11 protein-coding genes are annotated in these 20,634 nt (G+C 35.7%); all 11 read left to right on the forward strand.

Features of this window, described 5'->3' with window-relative positions:
- The first annotated feature begins 117 nt into the window (after positions 1–117).
- The 11 genes from AC5SR4_RS07350 to AC5SR4_RS07400 all read left to right on the forward strand — a co-directional run bounded on the left by AC5SR4_RS07350 (position 118) and on the right by AC5SR4_RS07400 (position 20,535).
- Positions 118–2,376 (forward strand): GH92 family glycosyl hydrolase, encoded by a 2,259-nt coding sequence (locus tag AC5SR4_RS07350; RefSeq protein WP_495358889.1) that lies wholly within the window; start codon positions 118–120, stop codon positions 2,374–2,376.
- Position 2,377: 1 nt separating this feature from the next.
- Positions 2,378–4,255: a sodium:solute symporter family protein gene (locus tag AC5SR4_RS07355; RefSeq protein ID WP_495358890.1), complete on the forward strand. Its 1,878-nt coding sequence runs from the start codon at positions 2,378–2,380 to the stop codon at positions 4,253–4,255.
- Between the two features lie 56 nt (positions 4,256–4,311).
- On the forward strand, positions 4,312–5,277 hold the full coding sequence (locus tag AC5SR4_RS07360) for a glycoside hydrolase family 130 protein (protein WP_495358891.1): 966 nt from the start codon (positions 4,312–4,314) through the stop codon (positions 5,275–5,277).
- 3 nt (positions 5,278–5,280) lie between these two features.
- The gene (locus AC5SR4_RS07365; protein WP_495358892.1) at positions 5,281–6,345 is read left to right on the forward strand and encodes a carbohydrate-binding family 9-like protein; all 1,065 of its coding nucleotides are present in this window, start codon (positions 5,281–5,283) and stop codon (positions 6,343–6,345) included.
- Between the two features lie 7 nt (positions 6,346–6,352).
- The gene (locus AC5SR4_RS07370) at positions 6,353–7,471 is read left to right on the forward strand and encodes a family 10 glycosylhydrolase (protein ID WP_495358893.1); all 1,119 of its coding nucleotides are present in this window, start codon (positions 6,353–6,355) and stop codon (positions 7,469–7,471) included.
- A gap of 86 nt (positions 7,472–7,557) precedes the next feature.
- Entirely contained in the window at positions 7,558–8,574 is a 1,017-nt protein-coding gene (locus AC5SR4_RS07375; protein WP_495358894.1) for an isoaspartyl peptidase/L-asparaginase family protein, read from the forward strand.
- An 8-nt stretch (positions 8,575–8,582) separates the two neighbouring features.
- Positions 8,583–11,732 carry a beta-galactosidase, LacZ type gene (lacZ, locus tag AC5SR4_RS07380; RefSeq protein ID WP_495358895.1) on the forward strand — a complete coding sequence of 1,050 codons (3,150 nt, stop codon included), beginning with the start codon at positions 8,583–8,585 and terminating at the stop codon, positions 11,730–11,732.
- 1 nt (position 11,733) lies between these two features.
- Positions 11,734–14,058 (forward strand): glycoside hydrolase family 20 protein, encoded by a 2,325-nt coding sequence (locus AC5SR4_RS07385; RefSeq protein ID WP_495358896.1) that lies wholly within the window; start codon positions 11,734–11,736, stop codon positions 14,056–14,058.
- 78 nt (positions 14,059–14,136) lie between these two features.
- Positions 14,137–15,615: an alpha-L-fucosidase gene (locus tag AC5SR4_RS07390; protein ID WP_495358897.1), complete on the forward strand. Its 1,479-nt coding sequence runs from the start codon at positions 14,137–14,139 to the stop codon at positions 15,613–15,615.
- A 19-nt stretch (positions 15,616–15,634) separates the two neighbouring features.
- Positions 15,635–17,875: a GH92 family glycosyl hydrolase gene (locus AC5SR4_RS07395; RefSeq protein ID WP_495358898.1), complete on the forward strand. Its 2,241-nt coding sequence runs from the start codon at positions 15,635–15,637 to the stop codon at positions 17,873–17,875.
- 14 nt (positions 17,876–17,889) lie between these two features.
- Positions 17,890–20,535 (forward strand): glycoside hydrolase family 3 protein, encoded by a 2,646-nt coding sequence (locus AC5SR4_RS07400; RefSeq protein WP_495358899.1) that lies wholly within the window; start codon positions 17,890–17,892, stop codon positions 20,533–20,535.
- Positions 20,536–20,634: the final 99 nt, after the last annotated feature.

The raw sequence follows: 20,634 nt of genomic DNA on the forward strand, positions 1-20,634 counted from the left end.
AAAATATTAATTAATGTTTTTTTGGTGTTTAGGGCTTTTAATATGTTATCCGTCTAAATTACTTTTATTAATGGTAAAATTAATGAAAATTTAGAGTTTAATTATGAGAACTTATATATGAAGAACTTTACTTTATTTATTTTATTTATAGGTTTAATAAATACCAGTTGTAAAAATAAAAGTCTTAAAGACAATCAACATAAAAAACCATTAGTAGAATATGTAAATCCATTTATTGGCACAAGTGGCCACGGGCATACATATCCTGGGGCAACTGTTCCTTTTGGAATGCTACAAGTAAGTCCAGATAATGGTGTTTCAAGTTGGGATTGGAGCTCTGGTTACCATTATTTAGATTCTATAATTGTTGGGTTTAGCCATTTGCACTTAAGTGGCACTGGTATTGGCGATTTAGCCGATATCTTGTTTATGCCAATAAATGAACAGGTTGATTTAACAATCAATACAAAGAACAGAGATTCATTACCTTATAAATCATCCTACAATCATTTAAACGAAAAAGCTGCTCCGGGTTACTATCAGGTTTTTCTAGAAACACATAAAATAAATGTTGAGTTAACATCGTCTTTACGCACGGCTTATCATAAGTATACTTTCACAAATAGTAATACACAATCTATTATTGTAGACTTAGGTTTTGCCATTAATTGGGATACACCTCTAAAAACAGCTATTACAATTGAAGATGCATATACTATTAGTGGTTTTCGCTTTAGTAAAGGGTGGGCAAAAAATCAAAAAGTGTTTTTTGTTGCCAAATTCTCTAAACCAATTGCAAAACATTTATTAGTAGTTGATGGAAAACAAATTGAAGATAATTTAATAGCCGGGGAAAAAGTTGCAACACAATTATTTTTTAGCACAAACAATAGCGATGAACTACTTGCAAAAGTAGCAGTTTCATCTGTAAGTGTTGCAAATGCAAAAGATAATTTAGACACGAATGATTTCAATTTTGAAAAGGTAAAAGCTGATGCTAAAACGATTTGGGATGCCGCTTTAAATAAAATAGAAGTTGAAACACCTGTAGATTCGCTTAAAACAATTTTTTATACAGCACTATATCATTCACAATTAGCACCAGTAACATATAGCGATAAAAATGGGGAATTTAGAAAAGAGAATGATAGCATAGTAGCAGCTAATAATTACACCGCATATTCTACATTGTCACTTTGGGATACGTTTAGGGCAGAAAATCCACTACTTACACTTTTGGCGCCAAACAAAGTTTCAGATATCGTTAATTCAATGTTAGCCTATTACGAAACTAAAAAGATATTACCTGTTTGGACGCTCTATGCTAACGAAACCAACACGATGACAGGGTATCATTCTATTCCAGTAATTGTAGATGCTTATATAAAAGGAATTGAAGGCTTTGATGCTGAAAAAGCTTATGAAGCGATGAAACAAACCATGATGCAGGACGATCGCGGTTTGATTTTTTATAAAAAGTATGGCTATATACCGTATAATTTATTAGATGAATCGGTTACTATTACTTTGGAATATGCTTTTAATGATTGGTGTGTGGCGCAGATGGCTAAGGCTTTAGGTAAAGAAGAAGATTATGTGTATTTTTTAAATCGATCAAAAGCCTATCAATATTTATTCGATCCAGAAACAGGATTCATGCGCGGAAAATCTGATGATGGCGTATGGAATGAACCTTTTGATCCAAAACATTCTAATCACAGAGAACATACCGATTATACAGAAGGCAATGCATGGCAGCACAGTTGGTTTGTACCACACAATGTTGAAGATTTTATAGCATTACATGGTAATAACGACATGTTTACAAGGCGCTTGGAGCAGCTGTTTACTGAAAGCTCTGAAATTACGGGAGATAATATATCAGCTGATATTTCAGGTCTAATAGGGCAATATGCACATGGTAATGAGCCAAGTCATCATATAGCGTATATGTTTAATCATGCAAATAAACCATGGCGAACTCAATATTGGGTAAAACAAATTTTAAATACACAATACAATACAACACCAAATGGATTAAGTGGCAATGAAGATTGTGGTCAAATGTCTGCTTGGTACGTATTTAGTTCTATTGGCTTATACCCAATGAATCCAGCTTCTGGGAACTATGAAATAGGGAGTCCGGTTTTCGAAAAATCGACAATTCATCTTTCTAATGGAAAAGCATTTGTGATTGAAGCAGAAAATGTTTCCGATAAAAACATTTATATTAAATCCGCAACACTTAATGGCAAAGAATTTAATAAGACATCAATCTCCCATCAACAAATTATCCAAGGCGGAACCCTTCATCTTAACATGAGTCCTGAACCCAATAAAAATTGGGGTTTAATGACTAAAAACAGACAATATTAATATGGATATCATAGATTTAAGTATTATTATATTTTATATCCTATTAACAGTAGGTGTTGGTATTTGGATTTCTAAAAAGGCATCAAAAGGATTAGACCATTATTTCCTTGGTGGAAAATCCATTAAATGGTATTATTTGGGTTTAAGTAATGGGTCTGGAATGTTTGATATTTCGGGTACTGCTTGGATGGTTGGTATTTTATTTTTATATGGTGTGAAAAGTTTCATGTTTATGTGGCTTTGGCCTATTTGGAATCAAATTTTCGTGATGATGTTCTTGGCTGTTTGGATACGGAAATCAAATATAATGACAGGTTCTGAATGGATTTTAACACGCTTTGGAAATGACAGAGCGGGTAAAGCTTCACATATTATAGTTGCTGTTTTTGCTATTATTTCAGCTATTGGTTTTATTGCTTATTTTTTTGAAGGGATAGGCAAGTTCATGACCGTCATTTTGCCCTGGGACTTAACCCTTCAATATAACGATACAATTATTTTTAATTCTGAACAATCCTATGCATTGATCATTATTTTTTTAACGACAGTTTATACTGTTAAAGGAGGTATGTTCTCGGTAGTGGCCACTGAGGTTCTACAGTATGGAATTATGGTTATTGCGGGGTTGCTTGTTGCAGGCTATACTATAATTTATTACACAGATATTCAAATAACATCAGTTATTTCTGAGGAATGGAAAAATGTATTCTTTGGATGGGAACTGGATTCACATTGGAGTTCTAAATATCAGGCTTTTAATAATCTAATTGACTCCGAAGGGTATAAAATGTTTGGGGCTTTGGTAGGGATGTCTTTATTCAAAGGATTTTTTGCTAGTGTTGCTGGCCCTACACCCAGTTATGATTTGCAACGAATTCTTTCAACAAAATCGGTAAAAGAAGCAGCATATATGAGTGGATTTACTAATTTAATTTTATTTATTCCTAGGTATTTATTAATTGCGGGAATTGTTGTTATTGCTTTAGTAACATTAGCTCCAGAAATGAACAGTAATCCTTTATTAAGTGGAGCGGATTTGGAAATATTATTACCAAAAGTTATCAATTTCCATGTCCCAGTTGGAATAAAAGGTTTGTTGCTAGCAGGATTATTAGCTGCTTTTATGTCTACATTTTCAGCATTTGTAAATGCCGGGCCTGCTTATATTGTTAATGATATTTATAAAAAATACTTTAAACCAAAAGCCACCAGTGAACACTATGTTAAAATAAGCCACATCGCTTCATTTTTTGTGGTTGGCTTAGGTGTTTTTATGGGCTTTTTCGCTAACTCCATTAATTCGTTAACGTTATGGATTACTAGTGCCTTGTTTGGAGGTTATGTAGCCGCCAATTTTTTAAAATGGGTATGGTGGCGTTTTAATGGTTGGGGCTATTTTTGGGGGATGTTTGCTGGGCTTGTGGTTGCGTCGTTACAATTTGTGCTAGGCCAACACAAAGGAAGTTTCAATACAGGCTCTTGGTTATATGATTTAACCGAGTTGCAAGCCATTTTCTTATTTCCAATTATATTTGGATTTTCTATAATAGGCTGTTTATTGGGAACCTTTTTTACAAAACCAACAAACACAAAAGTTTTAAAGTCTTTTTATAGTAATGTAAGACCATGGGGTTGGTGGAAACCAATTTATAATATTTTAAAGTCTGAAGATGAGGCTTTCACAAAGAATAATAATTTTGTGCAAGATATGTTAAACTGTGCCATAGGAATTATATGGCAATCGAGCATGATTGTGCTTCCAATATTTCTTTTAATTAGAGATTACCCAAAAACAATAATTTCATTTATTATCTTTTTAATAACTTCAATCATATTAAAGTATACATGGTTGGATAAAGTTAGAAAAATAACAGATTAATAAGTAAGGATGTCCGTTTTATAATGAATAAAATAAAGAAAAATTAAAGTAAAAAAATGAATAAAATTCCTTGGCAAGATAGACCAAAAAACTGTAAAGATGTTATTTGGAGGTATTCTGAAAACCCAATAATAGATAGATATGCCATACCATCGTCTAACAGTGTTTTTAATAGTGCTGTAGTGCCTTTTAAAGATGGGTTTGCCGGTGTTTTTAGATGCGATAATAAAGCTGTGCAAATGAATATTTTTGCAGGGTTTAGTAAAAACGGTATCGATTGGGAGATTAATCATGAGCCTATAGAAATGCAGGCAGGTAATACAAAAATGATAGAATCAGACTATAAATACGACCCGCGTGTGGTTTTTATAGAAGATCGTTATTGGATTACATGGTGTAATGGCTATAATGGCCCGACAATAGGAATAGGATATACTTTCGATTTCGAAACATTCTATCAATGTGAAAACGCCTTTTTACCATTTAACAGAAATGGGGTGTTATTTCCACAGAAAATAAATGGAAAGTATGCCATGCTAAGCCGCCCAAGTGATAACGGGCACACGCCTTTTGGAGATATTTACATAAGTTACAGCCCAGATATGAAATACTGGGGCGAACACCGTTGTGTAATGAAAGCCACAGCCTTTGAGGACAGCGCATGGCAATGTACTAAAATAGGAGCAGGGCCAATTCCAATTTTAACCGATGATGGCTGGTTAATGTTATACCATGGCGTTATTAATACTTGTAATGGATTCCGATATGCTATGGGTGCGGCACTATTAGAAGAAGATGCCCCCGAAAATGTTAAATACAGAACACAGCCTTATTTATTAGGGCCGGCAGTAACTTACGAGCAAATAGGAGACGTTCCTAATGTGGTATTTCCTTGTGCCGCATTGCACGATATCGATGAAGATAAACTAGCCGTTTATTATGGTGCCGCAGATACTGTAGTTGCTATGGCATTTGGTAAACTTAGCGAGGTTATTGAATTTACAAAAAACAACAGCTTATAACGTATGCAATCAAAGCTCATATTAATAATTGCAGTTTGTAATACTTTATTCGGATGCGCACAATCGAACCACACTATTATTCCCAAAAAATATGTGGCCTATAAAACACCGGAACATATTGTGATTGATGGAGACGAATCCGATACATCCTGGAATAAAACCGAATGGACAGATGCTTTTATTGATATAGAAGGCACTATAAAACCAAAGTATCAAACCAAAGTAAAAATGCTTTGGGACGATACTTATTTTTATATTCTGGCAAAAATGGAAGAACCCCATGTTTGGGCTACTTTAAAACAGCGTGATACCATTATTTTTTATAATAACGATTTTGAAGTTTTTATTGATCCGGACGGAGATACCCATAATTATTATGAATTAGAAATAAATGCTTTAAATACAGCCTGGGATTTATTTATTAATAAACCTTACAGAGAAGAAAATGTTGTTTTAAACGATTGGACATTAACAGGGTTAAAATCGGCAGTAAAAATAAACGGTACACTAAACAATGCATCAGATACCGATGAAGGCTGGATGTTAGAAATGGCTATTCCGTGGGCTGCCTATAAAGCATCTTATTATCATGAGAATGTTCCCGAAAATCATTTTTGGAGGGTAAATTTCTCTAGGGTAAACTGGCAACACAGTATCGTTAACGGACAGTATGAACGGAAAAAAGATTCCGCAGGAAAATTTCTTCCAGAATATAATTGGGTGTGGTCTCCAATAGGTGTTATTAATATGCACGAACCGGAAAAATGGGGGTATGTCTATTTTTCTTCAAAAGAAGTAGGAGAAAAAGATACGTTTACAATCCCCGAAGACGAAAAAGTAAAATGGGAATTATACAATTTGTACAGAGCACAAAAAGCCTATTACAAAGTACATAACTCTTGGGCAACATCGCTTGATAGTATTTCTAAAAAAGACATTACTGTCGGTAACAAAACACTAAGACCTATATTAGAGAATCATTTATCAGGATATAATATTTCTGTAAAAAGCCCTTTTTCAAATAAAACCTTAATTGTTAAAGAAGATGGTAAAATCATTTCAAAATAAACGCGTAATGAAACTATTAAAACTATACTTTATCGTAGTTACACTTAGTATTTTTTCATGTGTAGATAAAGAAACAAAAATGGCAGATAAAGACCTGCCAGAAGTAGTAAATACAAAAAATCCTTTTGAATTTGGCGTATGGATTACTGCCGATGCCAAAAGAACAAATGAAGACTACGCTCAGGAATTTGAAAAATATAAAAACGCGGGTATCGATGAAGTGTTAATAAACACCAATGCAGACCCAGAGCTTTTAAAACGGTTAGTACCTGTGGCAAAAGAAAAGGGATTAGGAGTACATGCCTGGATTATGACTATGAATCGTCCGGGAGATTCTATTGCTTTACAACATCCAGACTGGTATATGGTAAGCAGAAGCGGTAAATCCTGTTTTGACGATCGCCCTTATGTAGATTATTACCAATGGTTATCCCCCAGTAACCCAGAAGCGAGACAACATATTTATGGGTTGTTAGAAGGTTTAGCAAAAGTAGAAGGCATAGAAAGTGTACACTTAGATTACATTCGTTACCCGGATGTGTTTTTACCCGTTGGATTATTACCTAAATATAACTTAGTACAAAACACAGAATTACCCGATTACGATTTTGATTATTCCGATGCCAGTATAAATGCTTTTATTGAAAAATTCGGAAAAGACCCCAGAACAATGGAGCATCCGGAAATTGATATGGAATGGAAACAATTCCGTTTAAACCAAATAAGAAACGTAGTAAACCACGCTTATGAAATAGCGCATAAGCATGGTAAAACATTAACCGCAGCCGTTTTTCCTTATCCCGAAATGGCAGATCACATGGTGCGGCAACGTTGGGATAAATGGAATATAGATGAGGTATATCCTATGATCTATAATAACTTTTACAATGAAGGTATCGACTGGATTGGAAAAGTTACCAGACAAGGCGTTGAAGACTTAGAAGGAAAACATATAGGATTAAATACAGGAATTTACCTTCCAGGGTTAAAATCTAACGAAGAACTAAAAGTGGCAATACTGTTAGCAAAAGAAAATGGAGCTAAAGGCGTTACTTTTTTTGATGGGCCTGCCTTAACAGAGGCAAACCTAAAAACAATTAAAGAAACTAAAGCTGGTTTACAATAAAGTATACCAATGGGAAATACCCCGGGTAAAACCGCAAAAAACAAAATGGCACTATCCGCTAAAGTTTTCAATTAAAACAAAAACGTATGTCGAATAGAAGAGATTTTATAAAAAAAACAGCCTTAGGAACTATCGGAATAAGTACAGCTTTAAGCTGTAAAGAAGTTGCCAAAAGCGAAACGACTGAAGTTGTTGCTAGTGAAAAACCACAAAAAAAGCCATTGATTATTTCCACCTGGAATCATGGTTTACCGGCCAATGAAGAAACCTGGAACCAATTAAAAAACGGACAACCTGCTTTAGATGCTATCGAAGCCGGTATGAAAATTCCAGAAGCCGACCCCAAAATAAGAAGTGTAGGTTATGGCGGTTATCCCGACAGAGAAGGTCATGTAACCTTAGATGCCTGTATTATGGACCATAACAGCAATTGCGGATCGGTATGTTTTTTAGAAGGTATTAAACATCCCATTTCTGTAGCAAAACGGGTATTACAAAACACACCACATGTTATGTTGGCTGGCGAAGGCGCTCTTCAATTTGCCTTAGAAGAGGGGTTTGAAAAAGAAAATTTGTTAACACCGGAATCAGAAGCAGATTGGAAAAAATGGTTAGAGGAGTCTAAGTATAACCCCGTAATTAATATAGAAAATCACGATACCATAAGCATGTTGGTTATTGATAACGACGGTAATATTTCCGGAGGGTGTACAACCAGCGGAGCAGCCTGGAAAATGCATGGACGTGTCGGAGACTCTCCAATTATAGGCGCAGGCTTATTTTTAGATAACGAAGTTGGTGCTGCGGCGGCAACAGGTTTAGGAGAAGCCGTTATAAGAACAGCAGGAAGTGCTATGGTTGTAGAACTAATGCGACAAGGAAAAAGCCCGAACCAAGCTTGTAAAGAAATTGTAGAACGTATTTATAACAAGCACAAAAACCATAAAGACATGGAATATTTACAAGTTGGTTTTATCGCCGTAAATAAAGCAGGTGAGTATGGTGGTTACAGTCTGCGTTCCGGATTTAATTATGCCGTTTATGAAGAAGATAAAGGGAACAGAATGGAAGATGCTCAATTTAAAATGACCTGGGATAACTAAGGTAAATAATGAAAATTAAACTCGTAATAGTAATATTATTTATCACATCGTCACTTCCAATTGTGGCCCAGGAAAAGATGCCCTTTTGGCAAAACGAAAAAATTAATGAAGAAAACAGGATGCCTATGCATGCATCCTATTATGTATATGAAAATGAAGATTTAGCCGTAAAAGGCGATTGGAAACAATCGGAAAATTATTTAAACCTGAATGGAATCTGGAAGTTTAAGTATGTGGAGAGCCCAGATAAATTACCAGATGGGTTTGAAAAAACAGAATATAATGATGCTGCCTGGGATGATTTTAAGGTTCCTGCCAACTGGGATGTAAATGGTTACGGATATCCCGTTTATACCAATACAACTTACGATTTTGATAACCTGATTAAAGTAAATCCGCCTTTAGTGCCTACAACGTACAATCCTGTTGGGGTATATCGAAAAACCATTACCATTAAAGACGATTGGAAAGAAAAAGAGATTCTACTTCATGTAGGCGCCGCAAAATCTAATCTTACCGTTTGGGTTAATGGTATTTATGTGGGCTATGGAGAAGACGGAAAACTTCCGCAGGAATTCAGACTAAATACATTTTTAAAAGCAGGTGAAAACACGATTGTTTTAAAAGTTATGAAATGGAGCGACGGTTCCTATCTGGAGTGCCAGGATTTTTGGCGTATGAGTGGTATTACAAGAGATACTTACCTATACATAAGGAACAAATCACATCTGATAGATTTCGAAATAGTACCGGATTTGGATGCTGATTATCAAGATGGAAGTTTAAAAATTTCAACCACATTTTCAGAGTTTAAAAAGAAGAAGGGATACACTTTAGACATTCAGTTAAAAGATGGCTCAACACTAATAAGTTCTAAAAGTATCAAACTTAATGAATCGGTAAAAAACGCAACTTTCAATTTTAGTGTAAAAAACCCAAAAAAATGGAGTGCAGAAATTCCCAATTTATACCAAATCTATTTCATTTTAAAAGATAAGAAAGGAAAAACGAAAGAAGTTATTCCGCAAAATACAGGCTTTAGAAAAGTAGAAATTAAAGACGGCCAGCTTTTGGTAAACGGACAACCCGTTTATATAAAAGGAGTTAATCGCCATGAAACAGACCCTGTTACAGGACAGACCATTTCCAGGGAACGTATGGAAGAAGATATTAAAGTTTTAAAGCAGTTTAATATCAATGCCGTTAGAATGTCACACTACCCAAACGATCCCTATTTTTATGATTTATGTGATACCTATGGTATTTATTTAGTAGATGAAGCCAATTTAGAATCTCATGGAATGGGGTATAGTATTACCCAAACCTTAGGGAATAAACCCAATTGGGAATTGGCTCACTTACAACGTATGCAACGTATGGTAGAACGTGATAAAAACCACCCCTCGATTGTTATCTGGAGTATGGGTAACGAAGCGGGAAATGGCTATAACTTTTATCGCGGCTATTTATGGCTGAAGCAACGTGACCCGTCAAGACCCATACAATATGAAAGAGCTACAACAGCAGGTTGGGAAGGTGAAAGTTTAAAATTCGATTGGGACTCAGACATTATAGATCCCATGTATAATTCTCCCGATGGGATGAAAGCCTACATTAAAGCAAATCCGAATCCGGAACGTCCTTTTATTCAGTGTGAATATGCCCATGCTATGGGGAATTCTATGGGGAATTTTAAAGACTATTGGGATGTTATCAGGGCGCATAAAAACTTTCAGGGCGGATTTATCTGGGACATGATAGACCAATCGGTTTATAAAACAAGAAAAGACGGAACCGTTGTTTTTGCTTATGGTGGCGATTTTGGGCCTGAAGATGTACCAAGTGATAACAACTTTTTAAACAATGGTGTGTTTAATCCAGAACGCCAACCAAACCCACATGCGTTTGAAATGAAAAATGTACATCAAGATATTCATACCTCTTGGGAAGATAAGGCCTCTTTTACCATAAAAGTGTTTAACGAGTTTTTCTTTAAAGACTTAAGTAATGTGAGTTTACATTGGCAATTGCTATTAGATGGTGTGCCGGAAGATAGGGGTGTTATTACAGCTTTAGACATTAAACCGCAACAGGAAAAAATATATGCCTTACCCGTAAATTTAGGCGGAAAATCCTTTAAAGAAGCCTTTATAAATGTAAGCTACTGTTTAAAAACGGAAGCACCTTTTTTACCAGAAGGTTTTGAAATTGCTACCGAACAACTGCCTTTAAAAGGACTTTGGAAAAATGATATGACCGTTTCCGGAGGTACTAAAATGACTGTGGAAAACACTAAAGATAAAGTTGTTTTTAAAAGTGAACATACCACTATCGAATTCGATAAATTAACAGGCTTTATAAGTGGTTATACATTTAATAATACCCCTGTTTTAAAAGCAGGATATCAATTACGGCCAAACTTTTGGCGGGCACCCAACGATAATGATATGGGAGCAGGTTTACAAACAAAATTACTGCCATGGAAAACAGCTATGATGCATCCGGCATTAGTAAACTGGTCTTATAATACCTCCAAAGATCAGGTAATAACAGTAAAAGCGGTTTATAGTTTAGCCGAAGTATTTTCAGAATTAACACTAACATATAAAATAAATAGCGATGGTGTATTAGGAGTTACACAAACATTACATAGCGATAAAGATAAAGAGCTGCCCATGTTACCCCGGTTTGGTATGGAAATGGTTTTACCCAAAGATTTTAATACGCTACGTTACTACGGGCGAGGGCCATACGAGAATTACATAGATAGAAACTTTAGTGCTAAAGTAGGGGTATATAGCCAGACCGTTTCAGAACAATATTATCCATATATCCGCCCCCAGGAAACAGGAAACAAGACCGATGTACGTTGGATGCAACTCTCGGATAATAAAATTAAGTTAGACATTAAATCGGCAGATTTATTTAGTATAACAGCATTGCATTATTTAAATGAAGATTTAGACGATGGTTTGCAAAAAGACCAAAGAAATGCAGCAGATATTAAAGAACGGAATCTAACCAGTTTAAAAATAGATTATAAGCAAATGGGCCTAGGAGGTATTGATAGTTGGGGCGCTTTACCTATGGAAAAATACAGACTTTTAGAAAAAAACTATCAGTATCAATTTAAGATAACACCATCATTAAAAAAATAATATGAACAGATATAATTACTATATACTCGCCTTTTTAATATGCGTTTTGAATGCCTGTGTTAAAGGCAAAGAATTAGAAAAAAAAGAGGCTATTCATATAATTCCTAAGCCGGTAGAAGTTATATTAAAACCGGGTGTTTTTAAGTTTTCAGAACAAACTGTTTTTGTTGCAGCTAATAAATTTCAGGAGGATATATCTAGAGCATTAATTAATAAGTTTGAAACGGCTGCGGGATGGTCTCTTAAGATTTCATTAAAAGCCCCGAAAAGCAATTATATTATATTTAAAAATGATGATAGTCTTAATCGTGAAGCCTATACCTTAGAAGTCTCAGAAAATCATATTACCATTACAGCCAAAGGGAACGCAGGGTTTATTTATGGATTAGAAACCATTAGACAGTTACTTCCCGAAGCCATAGAAAGTAAAACTGTAATCGCAGATAGTACCTGGGAAATCCCTAATGTATTAATTAATGATGAGCCACGTTTTCAGTGGCGGGGATTAATGTTAGACCTGTCGCGCCATTTTTTCAAAACAGATTATATAAAGCAAACGATAGACCGTTTAGCAATGCATAAAATGAATGTGTTGCATTTACATCTGGTTGATGACCAGGGTTGGAGAATGGAAATTAAGAAATATCCAAAATTAACAGACATTGGGGCATGGCGGGTAGACCAGGAAGATGTTATTTGGAATGCCAGGCTTGAAGTAAGCCCGGAAGAAAAAGGAACATATGGTGGGTTTTTAACACAAAACGAATTAAAAGAACTTGTTGAGTATGCCCAGTTAAAAAATGTAGAAATTATTCCAGAAATAGAAATGCCCGCACATGTAAGTTCTGCAATAGCAGCTTACCCGGAACTGTCCTGTTTCGAAAAACCTATAGCCGTACCATCCGGGGGAGTTTGGCCTATAACAGATATTTACTGTGCAGGAAAAGAGAGCACATTTAAGTTTTTAGAAGATGTTTTAGATGAAGTGGTTGCTGTTTTTCCTTCAAAATATATTCATATAGGAGGCGATGAGGCCACAAAAACAAATTGGGAAACCTGTCCGCATTGTCAAAAAAGAATGCAAACAGAAGAGTTGAAAAATGTTCATGAGTTACAGAGTTATTTTGTAAAACGCATGGAAAAATATATTAATTCCAAAGGAAAAAAATTAATAGGCTGGGACGAAATATTAGAAGGTGGTTTAGCGCCAGACGCTACAGTAATGAGTTGGCGAGGTGTAAAAGGCGGTATGGAAGCTTCAAAAGCAGGTCATGATGTTGTTATGACGCCAGGAACACACTGCTATTTCGACCATTATCAAGGGCCTCAAAACGAAGAACCTTTAGCCTTTGGAGGATTTACACCACTTAGTAAAGTATATCAATTCGATCCCGTTGTTGATTCTATGACAACTAAAGAAGCTAAACATGTATTAGGTGGGCAAGCTAACTTGTGGGCAGAATACATTCCAACAACAGACCAATCCGAATATATGATTTTTCCAAGATTAGCAGCGCTGTCTGAAGCCGTTTGGAGCCCGAAAGCATCGCGAAACTGGGAGGATTTTTCACTTAGAATGGAAAGCCTTTTTAAGCGTTACGACTATTTAGGGATCAATTATGCAAAAAGTGCTTATTTAGTAACATCAGATTATACCATAGATATCGATAAAAATGAAATTAGGATCACTTTAAAGAACGAATTTCCAAACGCCGATATTCGTTATGTCCTGGGAAATAAAGCTATAAACGAATTTGCCACACCATATAGCGATACCATAAAAATTAATGAGACCACACTTTTAAAAGCCTCATTATTTAAAGATAATACCCCGGTAGGGCGCACATTTACAGATACTATAAAATTTCATAAAGCCGTAGGTGATAAAGTAAGCTATAAAACACCATATAATGAGAATTATAAAGGCGCAGGAAACATTGGTCTGGTAAATGTTATTCGTGGCACAAAGAACTTTCACGATGGCCAGTGGCAAGCTTGGTTGGTAGCAGATATGGAAGTTGTAATTGACCTAGAAAAAGAAGAGACTATAAAACAAGTTGTAGTAGGTGCTTTAGAAAATCAGGGATCAGGTATTTATTTTCCTGTAAAAATACAAGTACTAAGTTCTAATGATGGTGTAACTTTTAATGAAGCAGGATCTTTGGAACGTCCGTTTGCAATTAACCCCATGGCAGAACTCAAAGATTTTAAAATTAATTTTAAACCCCAAACCGCCAGATATGTAAAAATAATCGCCACAAATTTAAAAAAGACCCCAAAAGGTGGAGACAGTTGGGTGTTTGTAGACGAAATCTTAGTAAATTAAGAGGAGTATTTAGTTCCTAATCATTAGGCAGTAAGAATGTTAAAACGTAGCAGTAATAATTATAATCAAAAAATTAAAATGAAAAGAGGAATAGTATTAGTAGTAATTTTATTTTCAGTTCAATTGTTTTCACAAGCCATTTACGAAGATGAGCGTTATGTACCGGAAACAGATTCGTTGGTTTTAGAGCATTTAGAAGAATGGCAAGGTAAAAAGTTTGGACTATTAATGCATTGGGGAACATATAGCCAGTGGGGAATTGTAGAATCCTGGTCGTTATGCCCCGAAGATTATGGATGGTGTGAACGTAAAAAAGCATCCGGTCCTGAAAACTATTTTGAATATAAAAAGGATTATGAAAGCCTAAAAGAAACCTTTAATCCGGGTAAATTTAATCCTGAAAAATGGGCTAAAGCGGCAAAAGAAGCAGGAATGAAATATATGGTATTTACAACAAAGCATCATGATGGATTTTCTATGTTCGATTCTAAATATACCGATTACAAGGTTACAGATCCGGCCTGTGCATTTAGTAGTAATCCCAGAGCCAATATTACCAAAGAAGTGTTTAATGCTTTTAGAAATGAAGATTTATGGATAGGGGCTTATTTCTCTAAACCGGACTGGCATCACGAAAATTATTGGGACCCATATTTTCCGCCTTTTGATAGAAATGTAAATTACGATCCGGAAGCTTACCCAGAAAAATGGCAAAAATATATTGACTTTACCCATAATCAGATTTTAGAATTATTAACAGACTATGGTAACGTTGATATTTTATGGTTAGATGGTGGCTGGGTAGCAAAAAAATCCCAAGAAGAGATAAATGAGGGCTATAAAAGAATGCTGGCCGATAATAAAGGTGGTTTTCAAAAAACGAGTATAGTAAACCAGGATATTAAAATGGACGAATTGGTAGTTAAAGCACGGGAAAAACAACCCGGGTTGATTGTTGTAGACAGAGCCGTTCATGGAAAAAACCAAAATTATTTAACACCAGAAAATCGTATTCCGGAAAAAACATTGCCTTACCCTTGGGAGTCTTGTATTATTTCAGGAGGCGGATGGTCTTATACACCAGATGCAAAATATATAACAGGAAGAGAAGGTATCCACATGCTTATTGATATTGTAGCTAAAGGCGGAAATTTGCTACTAAATATCGCTCCGGGCCCGGATGGCGAATGGCAGGAAGGAGCATACAGACTTTTAGAAGATTACGGAGCATGGATGAAAGTAAATAGTAGTGCTATTTATAACACAAAACCTATAGCGCCATTTAAAGAAAAAAACATCTGTATGACTCAAAACAAAGCAAGTAATGTGTTCTTGTTTTATATGGCTAAAGAAGGTGAAGATAAAATACCGGCCGAGGTTATTGTAGAATCTATAAGTCCCAAAAAAGGAACGAAGATTACTATGCTGGGTTCAAAAAAGCGATTAAAATGGGAAAAATTAGATAAAGGTTTTAAAGTTATCATCCCAGAAGGTCTTAGAAATAATTTACCTTCAAAAGAAGCCTGGACTTTAAAGGTTGAAAAAATAAACCGATAGAAAACAAAAGTAAAAGGATATGCGTTTAAGCTACACCATTAGAATATTGCTAAGCCCGATAGTTTTATTAGGAGTGTTTACTTGTGCTAACGGGCAAAACCCGGCAGACTATGTTAATCCCTTTATAGGAACTTCAAATTTTGGAGCCACTTATCCGGGGCCTATTGCACCCCGGGGTATGGCGAGCATAAGTCCCTTTAATGTAGCAGGCCCTGAAAACTTGCCCTTAGAGAAAGATAGCAGATGGCTCTCTACCCCTTATATATATGAAAATACATTTCTAACAGGATTTAGCCAGGTAAATTTAAGTGGTGTTGGTTGTCCGGATTTAGGTGTTATATTACTAATGCCAACAACAGGAGCATTAGAAACCAATCATTTAAAATACGGGTCGACCTATTCAGGCGAAGTAGCAAAAACAGCATATTATAGTTCTAAAATTGATAAGTACAATGTTAAAGCAGAATTAACAGCAACAAAGCGCGTAGGTATAAGCAAATTTACATTTCCCAAAGGGCAGTCTAATATTTTATTAAACTTAGGTTTAGGTTTAACCAACGAAGAGGGCGCTATGGTTAAAGTTGTTTCCCCGACAGAAATAGAAGGCATGCGCAGTGTCGGCTCGTTTTGTTACAATAGTCCAGAAGCAGCTTACCCCGTATATTTTGTAGCTAAATTTTCTAAACCGGCAAGCACATTTGGTGTATGGAAAAAACCATCCACTTATACAGGGGTAGAAGCCCAATGGATGACCTATAACGGAAAAACACGTGTTATGGAACAGACAACAAAAATGGTTGTTGGCGATAGCATAGGGACCTATTTTTCATATCAGTTTGAAAAACCGGAAACCGTTGAGGTAAAAATCGGGATATCCTATGTAAGTATAGAAAATGCACGGGAAAACTTAAAACAGGAAACCGGAGATAAATCGTTTAATACCCTTTATAAAGAAACCTATAACGCATGGAACACGTTACTCTCCCGAATTTTAGTTGAAGGCGGTACTAAAGACGATAAGACTATTTTTTATACCGCGTTATACCATACACTAATCCACCCCAATACATTAAACGATTTTAATGGTGAATTTCCAGAAATTAAAACAGGTAGAATAGGTAAAACAAACGGAACACGATATACCGTTTTCTCGCTTTGGGATACCTACAGGAATTTGCATCAACTAATGAGTTTAGTATATCCGCAACAACAGTCTAATATGGTTAAAAGCATGTTAGAGATGTACGACGAAAACGGGTGGTTGCCTAAATGGGAATTAAATGGCACAGAAACATTTACTATGGTGGGAGATCCTGCCAGTATTGTTATTACAGATACTTATTTAAAGGGAATTCGGGATTTCGATGTACAAAAAGCCTATCAGGCCATGTTAAAAGGTGCCGATCAGGTAACTAATAATCCGTTGCGTCCAGGACTTCAGGAATATATAGAAAAAGGCTATTTAACAACAAAATATCGTGGCCCGGTATCAACGACCCAAGAATATAATGCATCCGATTATTCCATAGCCCTTTTAGCAAAAGCCTTAGGCTATAAAGAAGATTATTTACGATTTAAAAAGCGTTCGGTTTCATATCGAAAATTATTCGATAAAAAATTAAGCTTATTACGCCCCAGAACAGAAGATGGTAGTTGGTATGAACCATTCGATCCCTTATCGGGAGCCAATTTTGAAGAAAATGTAGGGTTTATAGAAGGTAACGCGTGGCAATATGCTTTTATGGTGCCTCATGATGTAAAAGGATTAATAACTTTAATGGGAGGTAAAAAAGCATTTACAAAACAATTACAAACTGTATTTGACAGTAATCAGTTTGATATGGCAAATGAGCCTGATATTGCCTATCCGTTTTTGTTTAATTATATAAAAGGTGAAGCATGGAGAAGTCAAAAAACCGTAAAAGAACTTGTAAAAACGTATTTTACAAATAAACCTGATGGATTGCCCGGTAATGACGACACAGGAACTATGTCTGCATGGCTGGTATACAGCATGATGGGCATCTACCCATTAGCGCCGGGAGAACCTAAGTATGCTATTACAGCACCAATGTTTGATAAAATTACCATTCAGTTGGATTCTAAATATTATAAAAATAAAAATGTAGTTATTGAAAGGCTATTACATACTAACGGAAAAATTAAAAGAATTGAGTTAAATGGTAAAGTACATAACAGCTTTTTTGTATCTCACGAAAACTTTGTTAATGGAAAGACCTTAAAAGTAATTCAAGAATAAAGGATATGATAACAATGAAACAAATAACCCTTGGTTTAATACTATTTTTAAGTGCATGTAACATAATGCAGGCACAAAAAAAATACCCCTATCAAAATGCGGAGCTATCTGTAGAAGATCGGGTGTCAGATTTATTAAGCCGAATGAGTTTAGAAGAAAAAGTACGCCAAATGGATATGTATAAAGGCGAGTTTTTTAAAGACGGCGAAGATTTTTCAATAAGCAAAACAAAAAACAAGATAGGAGCCCTTGGCGTAGGAGCCATTCATGATATTTATCCACGCTCAACAAAAATGATTAATGACCTTCAAAAGCATGTTATAGAAAATAACCGATGGAAAATCCCTGCGCTTATTATGTGCGAAATGCTTCATGGGTATTTAGATGAAGGAAGTACTGCTTTTCCAATGAATATTGGTTTAGGTGCTACATGGGACACCGAGCTTATGGAAAAGGTAGGAGCCGTTATTGGTAGCGAAGCAAGAGCGCATGGTGTTCACTTTGGTTTAGGTCCTGTTTTAGGTATTGGCCGTGAACCACGTTGGGGGCGTGTTGCAGAAACTTTTGGAGAAGACACCTATTTAGCAGGAGAATTGGGCCTTGCTATGGTTAAAGGTCTTCAAGGAGACACTTTGGCTTCAAACCGATCAATAATTGCAGAGCCCAAACATTTTGCTGTACACAGTTATCCGCAAGCAGGAGGGAATTCATCTCCTGTAATTGTTGGAGAGCGTACTGCTCGAGAAGATTTTTTACCCACATTCGAAAAAGTATATAAACAAGGGCAAGCGCTGGGAGCTATGTGTGCCTATTCAGAGTTAGATGGCATTCCGTGTGCGGCTAACCATTGGTTATTAACAGATGTTTTAAGAAATGAATGGAATTTTAAAGGTATTGTTGTTTCCGATTTAGGGGCCATTAAATACATTCAAACAACACATTATGTAGCCGATTCTCCAAAAGAAAGTATAAGACAAGCTGTATCGGCAGGTGTCGATATGCAGTTTTACGATTTTTCCAATACATTTTGGCAGGAAACCATTATAGAACTTGTTAAAGAAGGTAAGCTTTCTATGGCGCATATAGATCGTGCTGCTGGAGGTGTTTTAAGGCTTAAATTTATACTTGGGTTATTTGAAAACCCATATACAGAGAAAGGGTTAATTGAAGAACGATTTCATTCAAAGGAAAATCAGGAGATTGCTTTAGAAGCAGGTTATAAGTCCATATGCCTGTTAAAAAACCAAAACAATATTTTACCATTAGATAAGAACATAAAAACCATAGCTGTAATTGGCCCTAACGCAAATGCTTCTCGATTAGGTGGATATTCTGTAAAAAACAAGGTTGCGAAAACGGTTTTAGAAGGCATTAAAGAGGCTGTAGGGAACAGCGCCGAGGTTCTTTATGAAGAAGGCGTTCCTTTAATTGTTAAGGGACAAATCATTCCTTCTAAATATTTATTTACACCAGATGGCAGTGAAAATGGTTTAAAGGGTGAATATTTTAATAATAGAAATATTGAAGGAGACCCCGTTTTAACACGAATTGATGAACAATTAGAATTCGATTGGCCCTGGTCGCCAGGTGATGGAGTTACTGATGATGACTTTTCTATACGTTGGACAGGTTATATTAAATCAGATACTTCTTTTGAAGGCTGGGTTGGGTTAAGTTCGGATGATGGGATTAGAATGTGGATTGACGACCAATTGGTTATTGATAATTGGACTAAAGGTGCTACAAATATTGTAACAACTCCAAAACATATTAAAGCAGGGAAAGCGTATAAAGTTTGTATAGAAATGTGGGAAGGCGGCTGGGGGGCCAGAGCGCATTTACGTTGGAACTTAGAAAAAATAAATTTGCAACCAGCGGTAGATATTGCTAAAAAAGCTGATGTTGCTGTTGTTGTTTTAGGGGAATCTAGAGAATTGGTTGAAGAAAACCGAGATGTTGCAACATTAAATTTGCATGGCATGCAACAAGAATTAATTGAAGCTATTCAACAAACCGGCACTCCAATTGTTTGTGTACTGTTAAATGGCCGTCCGCTTTCAATTAATTGGATAAACGATAATGTGCCAGCTATTTTAGAAAGTTGGTTTCCAGGAGAAGCTGGAGGAAAAGCTGTTGCTGATGTATTGTTTGGTAATTACAATCCTGGAGGACGACTTCCAATTACGTTTCCAAAATCGGTTGGCCAATTACCAATATATTATAACCAAAAGCCTTCGGCAATTCATAGATATATAAGCGAAAGTGAAGACCCATTATATGTTTTTGGTTATGGTTTAAGTTACACAGCTTTTGAATATTCAAACTTAAAGATAAGTACAGATAAAATAACCCCAGATGGAGAAATAACGGTATTGGTAGATGTAAAAAATATAGGTGATTATGATGGAGACGAAGTTGTTCAACTTTATATTAACGATGTTTATAGTAGTGTAACCACACCAAAAAGGACCTTAAAGGGTTTTAAAAGACTCTTTATTAAAAAAGGTGAAACTAAGCATGTGGAATTTGTTCTAACTCCTAATGAACTTGCTATTTGGAACCGTGAAATGAAACGAGTTGTTGAACCAGGAGACTTTGAAGTGATGGTTGGAGGCAATTCAATAGATTTGATTAAAACTAAGTTTAGTGTTTCAAATTAAAAGTAATGAGTAGTTAGTTAATCCAAATAAAATACATCAAAGCACATTAAGGGTGCTTTAAACATATTTTATAAAAGAAGAACGAAGTACTTAGTTTCT

It is taken from the genome of Aestuariibaculum scopimerae, from assembly GCF_059428085.1.